This window comes from Pseudomonas sp. CCC4.1, from assembly GCF_035019225.1.
Classification (GTDB): domain Bacteria; phylum Pseudomonadota; class Gammaproteobacteria; order Pseudomonadales; family Pseudomonadaceae; genus Aquipseudomonas; species Aquipseudomonas bubulae.
Genome location: NZ_JASJWL010000046.1, coordinates 19,957 through 39,800 on the forward strand (window position 1 = coordinate 19,957; position 19,844 = coordinate 39,800).

The 19,844-nt window shown below is 55.2% G+C and carries 16 protein-coding genes; 10 read left to right on the forward strand and 6 right to left on the reverse strand.

Annotation, left to right across the window (positions count from 1 at the left end; all coding sequences use genetic code 11):
• Position 1: 1 nt before the first annotated feature.
• A complete protein-coding gene (locus QN377_RS16775; protein ID WP_095019397.1) occupies positions 2 to 1,951 on the forward strand; it encodes an LTA synthase family protein in 1,950 nt (649 codons plus the stop codon).
• A gap of 226 nt (positions 1,952 to 2,177) precedes the next feature.
• On the opposite strand, the gene groL is transcribed toward QN377_RS16775, so the two are convergent.
• From groL to QN377_RS16795, 4 genes are all read right to left on the reverse strand, one after another.
• Positions 2,178 to 3,818 (reverse strand): chaperonin GroEL, encoded by a 1,641-nt coding sequence (gene groL, locus QN377_RS16780; protein ID WP_016779795.1) that lies wholly within the window; start codon positions 3,816 to 3,818, stop codon positions 2,178 to 2,180.
• 49 nt (positions 3,819 to 3,867) lie between these two features.
• Positions 3,868 to 4,161: a co-chaperone GroES gene (locus QN377_RS16785; protein WP_016779794.1), complete on the reverse strand. Its 294-nt coding sequence runs from the start codon at positions 4,159 to 4,161 to the stop codon at positions 3,868 to 3,870.
• A gap of 241 nt (positions 4,162 to 4,402) precedes the next feature.
• The gene (locus tag QN377_RS16790) at positions 4,403 to 4,873 is read right to left on the reverse strand and encodes an FxsA family protein (RefSeq protein WP_095003356.1); all 471 of its coding nucleotides are present in this window, start codon (positions 4,871 to 4,873) and stop codon (positions 4,403 to 4,405) included.
• 71 nt (positions 4,874 to 4,944) lie between these two features.
• Positions 4,945 to 5,670, reverse strand: a complete 726-nt coding sequence (locus QN377_RS16795) for a HugZ family protein (protein ID WP_095003355.1) — start codon at positions 5,668 to 5,670, stop codon at positions 4,945 to 4,947.
• Positions 5,671 to 5,722: 52 nt separating this feature from the next.
• On the opposite strand from QN377_RS16795, the gene QN377_RS16800 reads away from it, so the two are divergent.
• The 5 genes from QN377_RS16800 to QN377_RS16820 all read left to right on the forward strand — a co-directional run bounded on the left by QN377_RS16800 (position 5,723) and on the right by QN377_RS16820 (position 12,248).
• Positions 5,723 to 6,481, forward strand: a complete 759-nt coding sequence (locus QN377_RS16800; protein WP_095019396.1) for an SDR family oxidoreductase — start codon at positions 5,723 to 5,725, stop codon at positions 6,479 to 6,481.
• A gap of 783 nt (positions 6,482 to 7,264) precedes the next feature.
• A complete protein-coding gene (locus tag QN377_RS16805; protein WP_095019395.1) occupies positions 7,265 to 7,786 on the forward strand; it encodes a fimbrial protein in 522 nt (173 codons plus the stop codon).
• 93 nt (positions 7,787 to 7,879) lie between these two features.
• A complete protein-coding gene (locus tag QN377_RS16810) occupies positions 7,880 to 8,557 on the forward strand; it encodes a molecular chaperone (protein ID WP_095019436.1) in 678 nt (225 codons plus the stop codon).
• A 99-nt stretch (positions 8,558 to 8,656) separates the two neighbouring features.
• Complete coding sequence (locus QN377_RS16815; RefSeq protein ID WP_095019394.1) at positions 8,657 to 11,248, forward strand: fimbria/pilus outer membrane usher protein; 2,592 nt, start codon at positions 8,657 to 8,659, stop codon at positions 11,246 to 11,248.
• A 10-nt stretch (positions 11,249 to 11,258) separates the two neighbouring features.
• Positions 11,259 to 12,248, forward strand: a complete 990-nt coding sequence (locus QN377_RS16820; RefSeq protein WP_095019393.1) for a fimbrial protein — start codon at positions 11,259 to 11,261, stop codon at positions 12,246 to 12,248.
• 178 nt (positions 12,249 to 12,426) lie between these two features.
• Here the strand turns inward: QN377_RS16820 and QN377_RS16825 are convergent, their stop codons facing one another.
• Positions 12,427 to 13,440 (reverse strand): DUF481 domain-containing protein, encoded by a 1,014-nt coding sequence (locus QN377_RS16825; RefSeq protein WP_095003350.1) that lies wholly within the window; start codon positions 13,438 to 13,440, stop codon positions 12,427 to 12,429.
• Between the two features lie 141 nt (positions 13,441 to 13,581).
• Here QN377_RS16825 and QN377_RS16830 point away from each other — a divergent pair, with 141 nt between their 5' ends.
• The 4 genes from QN377_RS16830 to QN377_RS16845 all read left to right on the forward strand — a co-directional run bounded on the left by QN377_RS16830 (position 13,582) and on the right by QN377_RS16845 (position 18,312).
• A complete protein-coding gene (locus QN377_RS16830) occupies positions 13,582 to 13,935 on the forward strand; it encodes an MGMT family protein (RefSeq protein ID WP_095003349.1) in 354 nt (117 codons plus the stop codon).
• 42 nt (positions 13,936 to 13,977) lie between these two features.
• Positions 13,978 to 15,522: an AmpG family muropeptide MFS transporter gene (locus QN377_RS16835; RefSeq protein WP_095003348.1), complete on the forward strand. Its 1,545-nt coding sequence runs from the start codon at positions 13,978 to 13,980 to the stop codon at positions 15,520 to 15,522.
• Between the two features lie 103 nt (positions 15,523 to 15,625).
• Complete coding sequence (locus QN377_RS16840; protein ID WP_095003347.1) at positions 15,626 to 17,341, forward strand: proline--tRNA ligase; 1,716 nt, start codon at positions 15,626 to 15,628, stop codon at positions 17,339 to 17,341.
• 17 nt (positions 17,342 to 17,358) lie between these two features.
• Positions 17,359 to 18,312: a hypothetical protein gene (locus QN377_RS16845; protein ID WP_095003346.1), complete on the forward strand. Its 954-nt coding sequence runs from the start codon at positions 17,359 to 17,361 to the stop codon at positions 18,310 to 18,312.
• 113 nt (positions 18,313 to 18,425) lie between these two features.
• Here QN377_RS16845 and dinB read toward each other — a convergent pair whose 3' ends face one another.
• Complete coding sequence (gene dinB / locus QN377_RS16850) at positions 18,426 to 19,487, reverse strand: DNA polymerase IV (protein ID WP_095003345.1); 1,062 nt, start codon at positions 19,485 to 19,487, stop codon at positions 18,426 to 18,428.
• Positions 19,488 to 19,844 lie beyond the last annotated feature (357 nt).

A 19,844-nucleotide genomic window follows, 5' to 3' on the forward strand; every position in this document is an offset into this window, starting at 1 on the left:
AATGCGTCTGCTGCACACCGCGCCTATGCGCTATCTCCTGCTGTTGACTGGCTGTTGGCTGGCGACCTTTCTAATCACCCGAGGCGTTCTGCTAGTTACACACCTGGGAGAGGCCGGCAACAACTGGCTGCCCGTGTTTGGCATTGGTTTGCTCTACGACCTTGGCTTTCTAGCCTATGCCGCCGTGCCGCTGGGGGTCTATCTGCTGTTATGCCCACCGGCCCTGTGGCGTCGCCGCGGCCACCAGTGGTTCCTGCAGGGCCTGCTGACGGTCAGCTTGTTTGCCATGCTTTTTACTGGCGTGGCCGAGTGGCTGTTCTGGGATGAGTTCGGCGTACGTTTCAACTTTATCGCCGTGGACTACCTGGTCTACTCCGATGAAGTGCTGAATAACGTACTGGAATCCTATCCAATCGGCATCCTGCTCAGCGCCATCGCCCTGGCTGCCATTGTATTGAGCCTGATAGTGCGTAAACCGTTCAATGCGGCCATGAATGCCGAGCTACCGACACTGGGTGGACGTATCGCCACCTTTGCAGGCCTGCTGCTGGTAGCGGGCCTGAGCCTGCAACTGCTCGACCAGGACAGCCCGCGCGGTCAGGGCGGCAACGCCTACCAACATGAACTGGCGAGCAATGGCCCGTACCAGTTCTTCGCTGCGTTCCGTAACAACGAGCTGGATTACCAGCAGTTTTACGCCAGCCTGCCCACCGATGTAGTGGCCAAACAGTTGCGCGCCGAACTGACCGAGCCCAACGCCACCTTTGTGGGCCAGGACCCACTGGATATCCGCCGCAACATCGATAACCCGGGTGCTGTGCGCCAGCCCAATATCGTACTGGTGACCATCGAAAGCCTCAGTGCCAAGTACCTGGGCAGCAACGGTGATGGCCGCAACCTGACGCCGAATCTGGATCAGCTGCGTAAAGAGAGCCTGTACTTCAACAACTTTTATGCCACCGGCACGCGTACCGACCGGGGCCTGGAAGCCATTACCCTGGCCATTCCGCCGACGCCCGGGCGTTCAATCGTCAAGCGTATCGGCCGTGAAAGCGGCTTTGCGAGCCTGGGCCAGCAGCTCAATGGCGTGGGCTATGACAGCGTGTTCGTCTATGGCGGGCGCGGTTACTTCGACAATATGAACGCCTTCTTCAGCGGTAACGGCTACCGCGTGGTCGACCAAAGCAGCGTTAATGAGGCCGATATCCACTTCAAAAATGCGTGGGGCATGGCTGACGAAGACTTGTACCGCGAAACCCTGAAACTGGCCGATGCCAATTACGCGCAACAAAAACCGTTTTTGTTGCAACTGATGACGACCTCCAACCACCGTCCTTACACCTACCCTGAGGGCCGGATCGACATCAAATCGGGTAACGGCCGCGACGGCGCAGTGAAATACACCGACTACGCCATCGGCCAATTCCTCAACGATGCGCGCAAAAAGCCGTGGTTCGACAATACGATTTTCGTCTTCGTTGCCGACCACACGGCGGGCAGTGCCGGCAAGGAAGACTTGCCGATCACCAACTATCAGATCCCGCTGTTTATCTATGCGCCCAAGTTGATCGACGCCCGTGAAAACTCGCAACTGGCCAGCCAGATCGACCTGGCGCCCACCTTGCTCGGCTTGCTGAACCTGGATTACCAGTCGACCTTCTTTGGCCGCAACCTGTTGCAGGACAACCCGCTGCCGCCGCGCGTGGTCGTGGGCAACTACCAGCACCTGGGCTTGTTTGACGGCAAAGACCTGGCCATTCTCAGCCCGCGTCAGGGGCTGCGCCGCCATGATGATGCGCTGAGCACCAGTATTGAATCGCGGGTAGCGGCGACTGATCCGCTGATTGAGCGGGCAATAGCCTACTACCAGGGTGCCAGTCATGGCTTCAAGCAGCAGTTGCTGGGCTGGAAGCCGGCGCAAAAGGGACATGTGCAGGTTTCAGAACGCTAATTGACCCACGACCCTCACCCCAACCCTCTCCCATAGGGAGAGGGGGCTGATTGGGGCAAACCCCAGCCCCTCTACAGCCTGAATGCATTGAGTTGAATCCTGCATCGGCTCGGTCAAGCCCCTCTCCCTCTGGGAGAGGGCTAGGGTGAGGGGCTTTTAACAGACCTACAAAAAAGCCCCGCCTGATTACTCAGGCGGGGCTTTTGCGTAGCGGGGTAAGGCTGGCTTACATCATGCCGCCCATACCACCCATGCCGCCCATGTCTGGCATGCCGCCAGCTGGTTTGTCTTCCTGGATCTCAGCGATCATCGCCTCAGTGGTGATCATCAGGCTGGCAATCGACGAAGCCGCTTGCAGAGCCGAACGAGTCACTTTAGCCGGGTCAAGGATACCCATTTCGATCATGTCGCCGTATTCACCAGTGGCTGCGTTGTAACCGTAGTTACCCGAACCCTGCTTCACTTTGTCGACAACTACGCTTGGCTCATCACCGGAGTTGGCAACGATCTGGCGCAGAGGTGCTTCAACAGCACGACGCAGCAGAGCAATACCCACGTTCTGATCAGCGTTGTCGCCTTTCAGTTCGGAGATGGCTTGCAGAGCGCGAACCAGTGCCACGCCACCGCCAGGTACCACGCCTTCTTCAACGGCTGCACGAGTAGCGTGCAGAGCGTCTTCAACGCGGGCTTTCTTCTCTTTCATTTCTACTTCGGAACCAGCGCCAACCTTGATCACTGCAACGCCGCCAGACAGCTTGGCCAGACGCTCTTGCAGTTTTTCACGGTCGTAGTCCGAAGTGGTATCAGCCACTTGAGCACGGATCTGAGTAACACGCGCCTGGATGTCCGCATCGTTGCCAGCACCATCGATGATGGTGGTGTTTTCTTTGGACAGGATCACGCGCTTGGCGTTACCCAGGTGCTCCAGGGTAGTGCTTTCCAGGCTCAGGCCGATCTCTTCGGAGATTACGGTACCGCCAGTCAGAACAGCGATGTCCTGCAGCATTGCTTTACGACGGTCACCGAAGCCTGGTGCTTTGACAGCAGCGACTTTAACGATACCGCGCATGTTGTTCACAACCAGAGTCGCCAGGGCTTCGCCTTCAACGTCTTCAGCCACGATCAGCAGTGGACGGCCGGCTTTTGCAACGGCTTCCAGAACTGGCAGCATTTCACGGATGTTGGAGATCTTTTTGTCAACCAACAGGATCAGCGGGCCGTCCAGCTCAGCCACCATGGTGTCTGGCTTGTTCACGAAGTAAGGGGATAGGTAGCCACGGTCGAACTGCATGCCTTCAACAACAGACAGTTCGTTTTCCAGGCCCGAGCCTTCTTCAACGGTGATCACGCCTTCTTTACCGACTTTTTCCATGGCTTCGGCAATGATTTCGCCGATGGAGCTGTCGGAGTTGGCAGAAATGGTACCAACCTGGGCAATTGCCTTGCCGTCAGCGCATGGCTTGGCCAGTTGACGCAGTTCTTTGACGATAGCGATGGTCGCTTTGTCGATACCGCGCTTCAGGTCCATCGGGTTCATGCCGGCAGCGACGGCTTTCAGGCCTTCGTTGACGATCGACTGAGCCAGAACGGTTGCAGTGGTAGTACCGTCACCAGCGTCATCGTTGGCACGGGAGGCAACGTCTTTAACCAGCTGCGCGCCCATGTTTTCGAAGCGGTCTTTCAGCTCGATTTCTTTTGCAACGGACACGCCGTCCTTGGTGATGGTCGGAGCGCCGAAGCTCTTCTCGATGATCACGTTACGGCCTTTAGGGCCCAGGGTCGCTTTTACTGCGTCAGCCAGGACGTTTACACCAGCCAACATTTTTTTGCGGGCGGAGTCGCCGAATTTAACTTCTTTAGCAGCCATGTTCGTTCTTCCTTAAATACTTTGTAGTAACGGGAAAAGGAGCGGGAAATCAGCCTTCAATTACAGCGAGAATCTCGTTCTCAGCCATAACCAACAGGTCTTCGCCGTCGACTTTTACAGTGTTGCTGCCGGAGTAAGGGCCGAACACAACCTTGTCACCCACTTTAACGGCCAGTGCACGCACTTCACCGTTGTCCAGAACGCGACCCGTACCAACGGCGATCACTTCACCGCTGTTAGCTTTTTCAGCAGCAGAACCCGGCAGAACGATACCACCAGCGGTTTTCTTTTCTTCTTCGCTGCGACGGATTACGACGCGGTCATGCAGAGGACGAAGCTTCATTGTCGATCTCTCCTAATTGAGGTGTTCATCGGCCGGTGTCAATACCGGCTGGGTTTACAAGTCCGGAAATGCCGGGTGCGATTCGCGGTTGGGATTTTGCTGTTGCCAGTAAAACCCTGCGGTGTCCGTTACATAAGGGCGCATCCACTTATTACAAGGGCACGCCCACGAAATTTTTAACCTGGCGTGCCACTTGAAACAGACACGGCACCCAAGGTGCCGTGTTGATAACGCCAAAGCCTTATTTATCGCGATGCTCGAACTCGCCTTCGATCACATTGGGCTCACGCCCCAAAGGCTGATGGGCACGTGGTCGTGCGGCTTCGAAGTCTTCGGCAAACGCACGCTGGCGGATGGCCTGTTCTTCAGCACGCTTGCGCAGGCGGTTGACCAGAAACCGGCGAACTGGCGGGAACAGCAACAACAGACCGGCCGCATCGCTGATAAAACCAGGCAGAACCAACAGTCCACCACCCAGCGCCAGCATCAGGCCTTCAAGCATTTGCTGAGCAGGCAGCTCGCCGCGATTCAGGCTTTCGCGCGCTTTGAGCGCCGTGGCCAAGCCTGCGACGCGAACGACCAGAACACCCAGCATGGAGCCGGCAATGATCAGCAGCAACGCGGGGAAAAACCCTATGGCGGTGCTGACCTTGAAAAAGACGTACAGCTCTAGCACTGGAAACAACAGAAAGAGCAATAGAAAAGCGCGCATCAAATGATTCCTCTCCGGAAGAATATCTTCCAACCAAGACTAGATGACGGCGCGCCTGTGCAAATTCAAGGTCAGACCGTCTGTTTTTTCGGCCACTCACTGGCACGGGCCAGCAAAACCAAGGCTTCGCGCACCTGTGTCGAAGTGTTGCAAGGCTCCGGAAAAGCCAACCAGTGCACGCCTTCGCCGATGCGCAGGTGCATGCCTTCGCTGTCGATGCCCACCAGCATAGCTGGCGCTGTTTGCGGCAGGCCGGTCAGTTTGACGTAGTGTTCAATGGCATTGGCGTGATCGCTGTTCATATGCTCGACCATCCGCACCTCGACCTGCCCGGCGAAAGGGTTTGCCAGCGTGACCTGGTCCAGCCAGTGGATGGCACCAAAACCGCCTATGTAGCGATGACGAACCGGGTTGAGCACCCAGAAATCGAAATCATGGGCAGTGTCATAGCCCTTCGCCTCGGGAAAGTAGCGGTAGTAACGCTCGGCTGCGGCTTCAATGGCTGCGGGATCGCTCAATTGCACGGCCTCAGCCAGCACGGTAAGACGGCCAACAGCCTGCACCTCTTCAGCGCCCCGCTCCCCCACCATCAGTGAACACTTGGGATCCTTGCGCAGGTTGTGGGTGTGCTGGGCGATGCGGCTGATCAGGATCAGTGGCCTCCCCAGCTCATCCAGGCAATAAGGCACCACGGAGCCGAAGGGAAATCCCGGCATGGCCTTGGACTGGGTAGCCAGGGCGCCACGGTATTCCTTGAGCAGTAATTCTCGGGCATGCTTGGCAGCTTCAACGCTCAACTTATGACTCCTTAATAAAAATCCGTAGATAACGGTCGAGATCAGGGCACTCATGCAACTTAAAGACAAAGTAATCATTATCACTGGCGGCTGCCAGGGGCTGGGTCGCGCCATGGCCGAGTACCTGGCTGCCAAGGGCGCCAAACTGGCACTGGTCGACCTCAACCCGGAAAAACTCGAACTGGCGGTGGCAGCCTGCCAGGCGCACGGCGTCGAGGCCCGAGCCTACCTGTGCAACGTCGCTGACGAAGAACAGGTTACGCAAACCGTTGGCCAAATTGCAGAAGATTTTGGTGCGATCAACGGCCTGGTCAACAACGCCGGCATTTTGCGTGACGGCCTGCTGCTCAAGGTCAAGGATGGCGTTATGACCAAGATGAGCCTGGCGCAATGGCAAGCGGTAATTGATGTGAACCTGACCGGGGTTTTCCTGTGCACCCGTGAGGTAGCGGCGAAAATGATCGAGCTCAACAGCGAGGGCGCGATCATCAATATCTCGTCGATCTCCCGTGCCGGCAATGTCGGCCAGACCAACTACTCGGCGGCCAAGGCCGGGGTTGCTGCTGCCACCGTGACCTGGGCCAGGGAACTGTCGCGTTACGGCATTCGAGTAGCCGGGATTGCACCGGGCTTTATCGAAACCGAAATGACCCTGGGCATGAAACCCGAAGCCCTCGAAAAAATGACCTCGGGCATTCCGCTCAAGCGCATGGGCAAGGTTGAAGAAATCGCTCATTCGGCAGCGTACATTTTTGAAAACGACTACTACACTGGGCGCATTCTGGAACTGGATGGCGGGTTGCGGATCTAGGCATCATCTCCCGCAAAGATAGGCTTGGATTCAATCATGAAACGGCCTGGACCCCCAATCCAGGCCTCACCGTTCACCTCGTTCGGAGTGCGTCAGCGCAAAGCTGTGAGATGCCGGACTAAGCGGTAAACCGCCAAGAAAGCCAATTCACAGGCTTTCGACACATCAAAATCGGATAACAAACACCTTGCCGACCGGGTCTTTCACTCGACGCTCTCGCTCGACCTGAACGTTGCTCCGATAATCCCAACGCTTGCTAAATCGATGTTCAAGGTGGGGGTGACTAGCGCTGCCCACCTATCACCACCGCTCTCCAGGCGCAGTTCATAGCCCCGCAATACCCGAGCCCGCACTTGTTGGATTGAGGCGGAATTTTACTGCGGCTTGATCCCGGGAATATTCGAGCAAACCTGATTGATACAGTAGCCGATGCAGGTATTGGTCTTATTTTTCTCTGGCATCGCAGGCATGACCGTTATATCAGGCATTCATGCCGGGGTTTTGCTGTGAGCGGCTATATAGTCTAGCCACAGCAACCTCTCAGAAAACTCTTACAAGAACAATAGCAAATGCCCATATAGCATTTAAAAGCCAAACAACGAACATACACACCCAAGCAGCTACCGCACAGTATCTCTTAAAAGAGAAACTGTGATGTCAACCAGGAATTCAAGGCGACATAACCTCCACCCAACAAGAGAAACAGAATTTAACAGCAAAACAGGAACACCTCATATATTGCACTATCCACACACTTAACCAAACGACATGAGAAATAACTGCATGCGAATTAAAATTATCGCTCTTACACTGCTGACAGGTTCCTCTATTGCAAGCATCGCTAATGCTGCGGACGGGACAATCAACTTTACGGGCACTATTCTCAGCGCGGCATGCACAGTGACGCCAGCGACTGGCACTCAGACAGTCCCACTTAATTCTGTCACCACGAGCAGCTTGAGCACCGCCGGTGTTACTTCGTCACCCACTAAATTCGATATCGTATTGACCAGTTGCCCTTCTACCGTCAGCACGGCCACCGTAAAGTTCGACGGCCCCACAGACAGTGACAACTCAAGCATCCTGAAACTTACGACTGAGCCAGGTGTCGCGACCGGTGTAGGCATCGCACTGTATGAAAAAGATGCCTCAACACAAATTCCGATCGGCACAAGCTCCACCAGCAGCACGCTGTCCACCACCAGTGACACTACCTTTACTTTTTATGCCAAGTACATGGCTACCAAGGCGGTCACTTCAGGTCCGGCTAACGGCAGCACAGACTTCACTATCAACTACAACTAGCCCCCACTCGCCGTGCATTGAGTAATTTCAATGCGTACTGACAACCTGTGCCTACCCCTTGCAAGGGGTAGGCACCTTGAGGAAAACCACACAATGCAATGGCTCACGTCCATCTGTATTACTCTAGCTCTCGCCAGCCTGACTCATACTGCTTCGGCGGGAGTGGTAATAGGAGGCACTCGAGTTATTTATGACACCGCAAGAAAAGACTCTTCCTTCTCGGTAAGCAATACTGGAACGTCAGAGCCTTATCTGATTCAGTCCTGGGTAGAAAACCTGCACGACAGCAACAAAGCCCCCTTTATCATAACGCCGCCCCTCTTTCGCCTTGACGCAGACCAAGAAAACACCCTGCGCATCATTCATACGGGAGGGCAGTTACCCGCCGATAAAGAGTCGGCATTCTGGGTGAATGTAAAAACAATATCAGCCTCGGAGAAAAGCGATTCCAACCAGTTACAAATTTCGGTCAAAAGTCGAATCAAGGTTTTTTATCGTCCTACTGGTCTCCCTGGTGATGCGACCGAAGCTTACAAGGCATTGACCTTTACTCGCCAGGGCAGGCAGCTAAAAGTTAACAATCCAACGCCGTATCATGTTTCTTTTTTTCACGTCCGCGTGGGAGATAAAGAAATACAAAATGCCGGTATGGTTGCTCCACAAAAAACGCTCAGTTGGGAGATTCCTCCCGACGCGACCGGACCTGTCAGCTGGCAAGCCATCAACGATTATGGCGGAGTTTCCCCCACCGCAAGTGCCGCACTGCAGTAGCCAGGTACTTTGCATACTTTATTGTCCAGGCCACCCTAAACTTCACACAGCCAAGCGATAGCGACTGAGTTTCACTGCAGTCGTATCGAGGTCGTTCGCATGCAAAAAGCCCCTTTCTACCAGGCCCTTAAATTCCAGGTGCGCCAGCGTGCGCCACTCTTGCACTGCACTCAGCTGACTTTATTGATCAGCATACCCGCAACATTAGAACTCGCCTTCCAGCCCTCTTCAGCTTTTGCGCAGGAATACTTCAACCCCCACGCTCTGGAAATGGGTGATCCTGGACAAAAGCCCATCGACCTAGAGTACTTCGCCAACCAGGGCGGGCAACTACCAGGTCTATACAGTGTCGATATCTATCTAAATGATAATCGGGTAGCCCATCGAGACGTAAACTTTGTGAGTATCGCTGGAACACTTCAACCCGAACTGACCTCACCTCAACTCCAGGAGATGGGGGTCAAGCTGGAAGCTTTCCCGGCCTTGCAGCAACTGCCCTCAACAAGCGCAATTAGTACATTGTCAGACTACATCCCCTATGCCAGCAGCCGGTTCGATTTCAAACTGCAGCGGCTGGATATCAGCATTCCCCAAGCCGCACTCACAAGCCAGGCTCATGGCTACGTGGATCCTCAGCTATGGGATCAAGGCCTTTCGGCTGCACTGTTGAACTATAGTTTCAGCGGCTCCAACACGCTCAATAATAATAGCAACAATCGCTCAAAGACAAACGACAGCTATTATTTAAATTTACGCAGTGGCCTGAACTTGGGCGCGTGGAGGCTGCGTAATTATTCTACGTATAATTCACGTAACGGAAATAACAACTGGCAGAACCTCGACACTTATGCGCAAAAGGATATTCAGTCACTAAAGGGGCAACTGACGTTGGGTGACAGCTCAACGCCCAGTGACGTTTTCAACAGTGTGCTATACCGCGGTATTCAATTAAATTCGGACGACAACATGTACCCTGACAGTCTGAAAGGGTTTGCACCCGTTGTTCGAGGCATTGCCCAGAGTAATGCCCAGGTCACCGTGCGCCAAAATGGCTACATTATTTATCAAACCTATGTCTCGGCGGGTGCGTTCACAATCACTGACTTGTATCCCACGTCCTCCAGTGGTGACTTGGAAATTGCAATCACCGAAAGTGATGGCACCGTACGCCGTTCAACTCAATCATTTTCTGCGGTACCTGTAATGCTACGTGAAGGGCGCCTGAAGTATTCAGTGACTGCAGGACAATATCGTTCCAACGCCAGCGCAGCCAGCAAACCAAGTTTTATGCAAAGCACGCTGATTTACGGATTGCCCTATGACTACACCCTCTATGGTGGCTTACTGGCATCTGGAAAATATAATGCCACGACTGTTGGTATTGGCCATACGCTGGAAGGTTGGGGGGCGGTATCTGTGGATGCTACACAGGCACACGCCAAACTACGCAACGGGTCCAGCCATCGAGGGCAGTCTTACCGCTTCCTCTATTCAAAAACCATTAATACCACTGACACTACCTTTACGTTGGCCGGATATCGCTACTCCACCAGCGGCTACTACGATTTTCAGGAAGCCAACGAAATTGACCCCGACAACTTCAATAATTGGCGCGGAACCAGCACTAAACGCAGCAAGACGCAGCTCAGCATCAACCAATCTTTTGGAGACAAAGGAAACTTCTATCTTAATGGATACCAACAAAGTTTCTGGCGTCAAAACAAATATGAGCGCAGCCTGACGGCAGGTTATGACCTCAGTTACCGCAGCATCAACTACGGCTTGGCGTATACTTTCACCCAGACACCGCTTGATACTGGACGCAACAACAAAGATCAGCAACTTTCCTTCAAAGTTCAGTTCCCTTTGGGCAAGACACTCCCTAACAGTTGGGCCAGTTACAATTTCAACGCCAGCAAGCAAGGCAGCAGCGCTCATGACGTAGGCCTGAGCGGCACCGCACTGGCAGACAACAACCTGAGCTACAGTATTCAACAGCGGTACGCAAACCAAGGTGTCGGCAGTAGCGGTAATGCCAACGCAAACTACAAAGGCACTTATGGAGAAGCCAGGATTGGTTATAACTACGACACCCGATCACAGCAAGTCAATTACAACTTGCAAGGCGGTATTGTAGCCCACCCTTATGGTGTCACGCTTTCACAACAACATGGTGAAACCATGGCCTTGGTTCGGGCACCTGACGCAGCCGGTGCCAAAGTAAAGAATACTACCGGTGTAAAAACCGACTCGCGTGGTTATGCTGTCGTGCCCTATCTCAGTACATACCGAAAAAACCGGGTAGCGCTTGACACCGCAACACTCACTGACGACGTTGATATTGAGATCAATACCAAAACGGTGATTCCTACCAAAGGTGCGCTTGTATTGGCAGACTTCAAAACTCGTGTTGGCAAGCGTGTATTGATTTCTTTGAGTCACGGCGGCAAGCCCGTACCTTTTGGCGCTACCGCGACACTGCTGGAGAACTCAACTCATTCTAATAATGAGGGCGTTGTCGGCCTGGAGGGCGAGGTATACCTCAGCGGTGTGCCGCAGTCTGGAGAACTGCATGTAAAATGGGGGGATAAATCTGGCCAGCAATGCACGTCACACTTCATCTTGCCTGAGCTGCTTGTAGAGCAAAACGCCACCCCCGCCATCAGCTCCCTTTCAAGCATCTGTCAATAGGCGGAAAACCATGACTCTTGCCAAATATAAAGCCAGTGACCTTATCGTAAAACATAGAGGTCACGCTACTTTCGGATTGTTCATTCTTGCCTTTTCGAACATCGCCACCGCCAGTTGTTCTTTCTATAACGGGGCCACTTCAGAAATAAGAAAAGATATCAATTTTGGTTCTATCATTGTTCAGCGGGACAGTCCTGCTGGCACCGTATTGGCGACAATAAGCACCGGCCCATATCATAGTTCCTATCCCTTTTTCGGGTGCAACACGAGTTGGACATACCGCTGGACAAATGAAATATTTACTGTCCTGAGCCCCCTGGCAAACCGAATATACAACACCAATATTGACGGGGTCGGGATAAGTACAAATAATGAATCAAACACTTACATCGTACCGTACGACGAACCCCTAGGCGCCAACAATTATATTTCAATCCCCCGCGGTATGCGTGTAAGACTTATCAAAACAAAGGCGGGTGCCGTAGGAGCAGGAACTCTTACCACCGGAAGAATTGCCAGAGCGTCCATTGTTGGAAACTTCTATACCGCCAACATCACATTAGTGGGCGTTAATACTATTGTTCCCGTTGCCTGCTCCGTCACCAGCGCTTCCATCAACGTTCCGATGGGCGATGGAATACCGATGAGCACTTTTACTGGGCCCGGTAGCGTCGCCGCCGAAACACCATTCGCCATAGAGCTAAATTGCGATGCAAACACTCGTGTACAGGTCAAACTGGACGGCAGCCCCCATGCGTCTGCCGTCGAGGGTGTATTGGCGCTGAACTCCACCCCTTCCGGGACCATGGCCAAGGGCATAGGTTTACAATTACTTCACAACAGTACGCCTGTAAAGCTGGCGACTAATATTACCGTAGGGACCGTCACGAACGACGGCAACTACTCAATCCCACTGACGGCCCGGTATTATCAGACCGGCGCAAGCGTAAGTGGTGGCGTGGCAAACAGCACGGCAACATTTACCCTGACCTACAACTGATACCTTAAGTCGATGGTTGCATCTAGATATCAGGTCAGAACCTTAGTTTTTGAGGGAGAGCCCTGCCTCTAATGAGGCAGGCATTGGTGAATTTCAACATCCTTGGAATTCAAACGGGTGTTTTCTGATTCCCCACAAGATCCAAGCCCGCCCTCTCAAGTCATGCCGTACGGTTTTACTACCAGACCACGCCAAACCCTACGGTATAGCGGGTCTTGTTGAGGGCGTTATCAGAGCCACTCGAGCTGCCAATCAGGTCTTTCTCGGCCTTTAGATTCAGCGATGCCCATTCCGTGACCTTGTAACGCAAGCCGATTTCGGAATCGAGACTGTAGTCCGACTCCCCTTCCAGCGACTTGCCCAATTCACCATTGGTGAAAAACGAGACTGTTTTGCCCATCAGGTAACGGTTGTAATCCCACTTCATGGCCAGCGAGTAGAAGTTGTCTTTCTTACCGTCAGAGTATTCGTAATCAGTGCGATTGAGCAGTGAGCCCAGCGAGAATGCGCCCAATTCGTCATCCCAGAACTGGTAGCCGGGGCCGGTACCGACTGTACGCTGACGGGAAATGTCTTCCACCCGGTCGCGGTTATAGGTCAAACGACCTTGCCAGTACCACTTGTCGCTGATGAAGTAATCCAGCGCGTACTCAGCAGTCCAGTTATCCGTGGTTACCACATCGTTCTGAAACTCGCGGTTGTACTCACCCTCTGCGTGATGACGCCAGGCGCCGTGGCGGGCAGTGGTCTTGAAATCGAGATCGTAGTCGTCGGTATCCTTGTCCGCCCGTTTGTAGTCCATCGCCACATCAACATTGCCTTTCCAGACCATGTCTTCGACCAGCGGTTTGGGCTTGATGAGTTGCTGGATACTGGCCAGAGCTACGGTTTTCGGTGCTTCACCGTTGACCAGGGTTACGCTGCCGTCTTCGGCCGCCTGCAATGACTTGGCCTTTTCACCGGTCCAGGCATCCTGCTTGACCAGCAATTCCTGATCACTTTCCAGGGTCTTGACCTGCTTCCAGTCAATGGGCACGGCCCCCGCATACTCGGTCTGAATCAGTAATTTGCCGCCATCAAAGACTTTGATCTTGCCGCTCAGGCGGTCGCCGTTTTTCAACCACACCGTATCGGCAAACACGGGCGCAGCAAGGCACATGACAACAAGGCATAACAGGGTTCTGGACAACATAAGCGGATGCGAAACTCAGAAAAACGGAAGAATGCCGGCATTATCCGGATGGATACGCCCTTGAGGAAGAAAGACCGACTCATTGTGCCGGAGTTCATTCTATAGTTCTGTAACAACCCCCATCTTGACCAGAAGTGTCCCTTGAATACACTGCCAGACATTCTTCAAACTCCCGCCGAGATTCGGCGCACGGCGCTGTATTCAACCTTGATGATGGTGCCTGCAGGTTACGTGGTTACTTATGGGCAACTCGCCGAAGCGGCGGGTCTGGGTCGCGCAGCGCGCTGGGTTGGGCGAACGCTCAGCCAGCTCCCCGACGATACGCGCCTGCCGTGGCACCGGGTGCTCGCCGCCGGTGGTCGTATCAGTCTGCCTGCAGGTAGCCCGTCTGGTGATGAACAGCGCGCGCGTTTGCGGGCAGAAGGCTTGAGCATCATGAATAATCGCGTGGATATGCGACGCCATGGCTGGCGCCAGATAGAGCACTGCGGTTAGAGTGCGCCCTTTGTTTCCGCAACCAGAGGCAGACTCCAGTCCATGCCCCGTAAAACCTGGCGCGAAGCGCTAGCTGCGTATTCCAGCCCCTCGACCCTAGTGCTGTTGCTGCTCGGTTTTGCCGCCGGCTTGCCGTACATGCTGGTGTTTTCAACACTTTCCGTCTGGTTGCGCGAAGCCGGTGTGGCCCGCGAAACCATTGGCTATGCCAGCCTGATCGGGCTGGCATACGCCTTCAAATGGGTGTGGTCGCCGCTGCTGGACCAATGGCGCCTGCCATTACTCGGCAAACTTGGCCGGCGTCGCTCATGGCTGGTGCTGTCACAGTCACTGGTTATCCTGGGCCTGATCGGCATGGGCTTTTGTGACCCGCAAAAACATCTGTCCTGGCTGATTGCCATTGCGGTTGTAGTGTCTTTCGCTTCGGCGACCCAGGACATTGCCGTCGATGCCTATCGCCTGGAAATCGCCGAAGACAACCGGCAGGCCGCGCTCGCCGCCAGTTACATGTCCGGTTATCGCGTAGCGGCCCTGCTGGCCACGGCGGGCGCCCTGTTCTTTGCCGAAGGCTTCGGTTCGACGGGCTTCAACTACAAACATTCGGCCTGGACCGGCACCTACGTGCTGTTCGGCCTGCTGATGGTCCCCGCACTGCTCACCACCCTGTTTATGCGCGAACCGCCGGTACCGTTGCGCACCCAGCTGTCAGCCGGGCGCTACAGCTTTGGCCATCAGCTGGCGTCAGTTTTTGTACTGATCGTACTGCTGGTATCTGTCCCGGCCATGTTCACCCAGCTCTACAACACCGATTTTGCTGGCGTGTTGTTTGAAGGGGTCAGCCCGCTGAACCTGATACTGGAAGACCGGGCGTTTCTACGCGCCATCCTGTACACCCTGCTCACCGTGTTGTGCCTTTCATCCATCGGACGACGCGGCCTGGCTCCGGTTCTGACCCCGGTTAATGACTTTATCGTTCGGTATCGCTGGCAAGCCCTGCTACTGCTGGGGTTGATTGCCACCTACCGCATGTCGGACACGGTCATGGGCGTAATGGCCAACGTGTTCTATATCGACCAGGGTTTCACCAAGGATCAGATTGCCGGTGTCAGCAAGATTTTCGGCCTGATCATGACCCTTGTCGGTGCGGGCATGGGCGGCTTGTTGATCGTGCGTTTCGGCATTTTGCCAATTCTGTTGATCGGTGGTGCAGCATCGGCAGGCACCAACCTGCTGTTCATGTTGCTGGCCGATATGGGCCCGAACCTGCAGATGCTGATTGTCACCATTTCCCTCGACAACTTCAGCTCCGGCCTCGCCACCTCAGCATTCGTAGCCTACCTGTCCAGTCTGACCAACCTCAAATTTTCCGCCACCCAGTACGCCCTGCTCAGCTCGATCATGCTGCTGCTACCGCGCTTGATGGGCGGTTACTCGGGGGTCATGGTCGAGAAGTTCGGTTATCACAACTTCTTTATCATTACCGCGGTGATGGGCATCCCGACGCTGCTGCTGATTGCCTTGCACTGGTATCAGGAGAGCCGCCGGGCCCGGCAAAAGCCCGTTGTCGACCTGGAAAAGGCCCAATAAACACGAGGGGGAGCACACCTCCCCCGCCCGCCCTGTACGCAGGCAGATCTCGCCCGTACAATGCCGAGTCATTTCTAGTCATCAGCAACGGCACCGGCTAACCATGCGCACCAGTCAATATTTGCTCGCCACACAGAAAGAAACGCCTTCAGATGCGGTCGTTATCAGCCATCAGCTGATGCTGCGCGCAGGCATGATTCGCAAACTTGCTTCGGGCCTCTACACCTGGCTGCCCATGGGCCTGCGGATCATGCGCAAGGCCGAAGCCATTGTTCGCGAAGAAATGAACGCTGCAGGCGCTCTGGAAGTGCTGATGCCGAGTATCCAGCCAGCTGAGTTGTGGCAGGAGTCCGGCCGTTGGGAAGAGTACGGTCCTGAACTGTTGCGCCTTAAAGACCGCCACGGTCGCGAGTTCTGCGTGGGCCCGACCCACGAAGAAGTGATCACCGACCTGTGCCGCAACGAGTTGAACAGCTACAAACAGCTGCCAATCAACCTGTACCAGATCCAGACCAAATTCCGTGACGAAATCCGCCCGCGCTTCGGCTTGATGCGCGGCCGCGAATTCATCATGAAGGACGCCTACTCCTTCCACGCAGACACCGCTTCGCTGCAGGTCACCTATGACCGTATGCACCAGGCCTACTGCAACGTGTTCACCCGCCTGGGCCTGAACTTCCGCCCGGTTGAAGCCGACAACGGCTCCATCGGCGGTGCCGGCTCCCACGAGTTCCACGTTCTGGCTGAATCCGGCGAAGACGATATCGTCTTCAGCAATGGTTCCGACTACGCGGCCAACATCGAAAAAGCCGAAGCCGTGCCCGCTGAAACTTCGCGCCCTGCTGCCACCCAGGAGCTGCGCCTGGTCGACACGCCGGACGCCAAGACCATCGCGCAATTGGTTGATGGCTATGACCTGCCAATCGAAAAGACCGTCAAGACCCTGATCGTTCACGCCGCCGAAGCTGGCAAACTGATCGCTCTGGTGATCCGTGGCGATCACGAACTCAACGAAATCAAGGCTGCCAACCATCCGCTGGTGCACAGCCCGCTGGTCATGGCCTCGGATGCCGAACTGCGTGACGCCATCGGCGCCGGCGCTGGCTCTCTGGGCCCGCTGAACCTGCCACTGCCATGCATCATTGATCGCTCGGTCGAGCTGATGAGCGACTTCGGTGTGGGTGCCAATATCGACGACAAACACTATTTCGGCGTGAACTGGGAGCGCGACCTGCCAGTACCGACCGTTGCCGACCTGCGCAACGTGGTGGCCGGCGACCCTAGCCCGGACGGCAAAGGCACGCTGGAAATCAAGCGCGGTATCGAAGTGGGTCACATCTTCCAGCTGGGCACCAAGTACAGCGAAGCCATGAAGTGCCAGGTACTGGGCGAAAACGGCAAGCCGGTCACCCTGGCCATGGGCTGCTACGGCATTGGTGTTTCCCGCGTGGTTGCCGCAGCCATCGAGCAGAACAACGACGAGCGTGGCATTATCTGGAGCGATGCCCTGGCCCCGTTCCAGGTTGCCCTGGTACCGCTGCGCTACGAAACCGAAGCCGTACGTGAAGCTACCGACACGCTCTATGCCGAACTGACTGCAGCTGGCTTTGAAGTGCTGCTGGACGATCGCGACAAGAAAACCAGCCCCGGCATCAAGTTCGCAGACATGGAACTGATCGGCATCCCGCACCGGATCGTGGTCAGCGACCGTGGCCTGGCTGAAGGCAATCTGGAATACAAGAGCCGCACCGAAGCAGAGCCGCAAGCCCTGCCCGTTGCTGATGTGCTTGCCTTCCTTCAGGCCCGTATCGCTCGCTGAAACCAGATAGAGACGCCATGTTCACTCGAAACACCTTGACCCTCGGGGGCGCCGCCATGTGCGGCGCCCTGCTGCTGAGCGGCTGTGCCAATCACATGTCGCAACGCAGCGAGCACGAGGAACGCATCGAGCGCAAACTGCTCGCCCACAGCCTGCAGATCGATGTCGGCTCGCCAACTGTGCTTGAGCTGCCGCAACGTCGTGTGCGCATCAATGAACAGAAGACCTTCGAGGTCACCGAGTTCGATGTCACACGTCATTACGACCGCTACACCCCATACCAACCCTGGCGCGAAGTCTACGAGATTCCGCTGGGCGCGGTGGCTATTGTCGCCGGGGTAGGTGCCAATGTGCTTAATGTGTTCATGTTCGGGCAACTGCCTGACAGCGTGACCAAAGACTGGATCAACTACGGCTTTGCAGGGGTAAACCCGGCGATGAACGTGCAGTCCCATGGCCGCGCCGAGCAGAACCTGGCGGGGATTGATGATGTTCAGCGTGACAAGCGCCTGGAATATTCAAGCCTGCCCTGGGCCGAACGCCCGGTGGTGATCAAGGCTGGCAAACAGACCCACGAGCTGACCACAGACCGCAATGGCGTGCTGCGCCTCAACCTGCTGGACAGCCCTTTTGCCGAACAGGATCTCAATCACGTCGGCAAGCTGACCATCATGGTGGAAGACGCCCAGGACGAAACCCATTCCGATTCGACCCTGTCGATCAGCAGTCACCTGCGTGGCAAGCTGCTCGAAGCACATAACCTGATCTACGACGACCTGGAGGGTGACGACGTCAACCAATGGGTACATCGGGTCAAACGCCTGTCGGAACTGGGGCTGGAAGAAGAAGCCAGCGAACTGGAACAAAGCCTGATCGAACTCACGCGCAACGATCCTGAGCTGCAACGTGAATTTCTTCAATCCTTGACCAAAAATGCCGGGAGACTGGTAGCGGATCCCGGCGTCAGTTGACGCAACTCTGACATGTGGGAGCGGGCTTGCTCGCGATGATATGGCTGCGGTTTTCCTGACAGACCGCACGCCAGCATCGCGAGCAAGCCCGCTCCCCCAACCAGCAAACCAGCCTACCCCTTGAACAGCTCCAGCTGCTCAAAACCACTGTTCAAATCATGCAAACGCACGCCCAGCCCGAGCAATCGCACGGGCCTGGCACCGCGCGCAAACGCCTGGCTCAACAACCCCTGATAACTCTCAAGGTCGCGCCCGGCACCGGATTGCTCCAGCGTGGTCTGGGTAAAGTCATGGAACTTCACTTTGACAAACGGCTTGCCGGGGCGATAACTGCTGTCGATACGGCCAATACGCCGGTTCAGGGTCTCTAGCAACTCCGGGAGTTTCTCCAGGCAAGAGGCCAGATCTGGCAGGTCAGTATCGTAAGTGTTTTCCACGCTGACTGACTGACGCCGACTGTCACTTTGCACCGGACGCTCATCAATCCCCTGCGCCAACCCCCACAACCGCTCACCAAAACTGCCGAATTCCCGCACCAGAGCCAGTTTGTTCCAATCACGCAGTTGCAGGCAGGTTTCGATACCCAGGCGCCCAAGCTTGTCCGCCGTGACTTTGCCCACGCCATGCAGCTTATTGACCGGCAAGGCAGACACGAAATCATCAACCTGATCAGGGGTGATCACGAACAAGCCGTTGGGCTTGCGCCAGTCACTGGCAATTTTGGCCAGAAACTTGTTGGGGGCTACCCCGGCCGACACCGTGATATGCAACTGATTGGAAACGCGCCGGCGGATGTCCTGAGCTATGCGCGTGGCACTGCCGGCAAAATGCGGGCTGTCGGATACATCCAGATAGGCTTCATCCAGAGACAGCGGCTCAATCAGCTCGGTGTAGTCGCGCAAGATGCCGTGAATCTCTCTGGACGCTTCTTTATAAGCATCCATCCTGCCGTTGACGATAACCAGGTCCGGGCACAGCTTGAGCGCATGCCGGGACGCCATTGCCGAGCGCACGCCATAAGCCCGAGCTTCATAATTACAGGTCGAGATGACCCCGCGCCGATCAGCCGAGCCCCCGACAGCCATCGGCTTGTTTGCCAGGCTCGGGTCATCACGCATCTCAATAGCGGCATAGAAACAGTCACAGTCGACGTGGATGATTTTGCGCTGCGTCATGTAAGGCGGTGTTCTTCAAGGAGGTAGGCAATACTCGGCGCAAGTATGTCACCGCGAACTGTATATAGCACCAGTAGTCTTGATTCTCCCCGACAGACGCGGGAAAAATCGCAGCTGAATTGTTTTTTTCAATCGAATCTCTACCCTCAATAGAGCTACACCCCATACGGAACAGGGCCTGCAGGTCTTTTTATAGCTGTATTTTCTAGCTAAGCAATTGACGCATAACGAATTTTTCTAAATTAACGTTTGACAGCCCTGCGTATCGCTGTAGAATCCACCCCACAGACGCGGGATGGAGCAGTCTGGTAGCTCGTCGGGCTCATAACCCGAAGGTCGTCGGTTCAAATCCGGCTC

Coding starts and splice junctions, on each gene's coding strand:
- QN377_RS16775 (WP_095019397.1), top strand. CDS start 2: ATGCGTCTGCTGCACACCGCGCCTATGCGCTATCTCCTGCTGTTGACT.
- QN377_RS16820 (WP_095019393.1), top strand. CDS start 11,259: ATGACTCTTGCCAAATATAAAGCCAGTGACCTTATCGTAAAACATAGA.
- groL (WP_016779795.1), bottom strand. CDS start 3,818: ATGGCTGCTAAAGAAGTTAAATTCGGCGACTCCGCCCGCAAAAAAATG.
- QN377_RS16840 (WP_095003347.1), top strand. CDS start 15,626: ATGCGCACCAGTCAATATTTGCTCGCCACACAGAAAGAAACGCCTTCA.
- QN377_RS16835 (WP_095003348.1), top strand. CDS start 13,978: ATGCCCCGTAAAACCTGGCGCGAAGCGCTAGCTGCGTATTCCAGCCCC.
- QN377_RS16805 (WP_095019395.1), top strand. CDS start 7,265: ATGCGAATTAAAATTATCGCTCTTACACTGCTGACAGGTTCCTCTATT.
- QN377_RS16845 (WP_095003346.1), top strand. CDS start 17,359: ATGTTCACTCGAAACACCTTGACCCTCGGGGGCGCCGCCATGTGCGGC.
- QN377_RS16785 (WP_016779794.1), bottom strand. CDS start 4,161: ATGAAGCTTCGTCCTCTGCATGACCGCGTCGTAATCCGTCGCAGCGAA.
- QN377_RS16790 (WP_095003356.1), bottom strand. CDS start 4,873: ATGCGCGCTTTTCTATTGCTCTTTCTGTTGTTTCCAGTGCTAGAGCTG.
- QN377_RS16800 (WP_095019396.1), top strand. CDS start 5,723: ATGCAACTTAAAGACAAAGTAATCATTATCACTGGCGGCTGCCAGGGG.
- dinB (WP_095003345.1), bottom strand. CDS start 19,487: ATGACGCAGCGCAAAATCATCCACGTCGACTGTGACTGTTTCTATGCC.
- QN377_RS16825 (WP_095003350.1), bottom strand. CDS start 13,440: ATGTTGTCCAGAACCCTGTTATGCCTTGTTGTCATGTGCCTTGCTGCG.
- QN377_RS16815 (WP_095019394.1), top strand. CDS start 8,657: ATGCAAAAAGCCCCTTTCTACCAGGCCCTTAAATTCCAGGTGCGCCAG.
- QN377_RS16810 (WP_095019436.1), top strand. CDS start 7,880: ATGCAATGGCTCACGTCCATCTGTATTACTCTAGCTCTCGCCAGCCTG.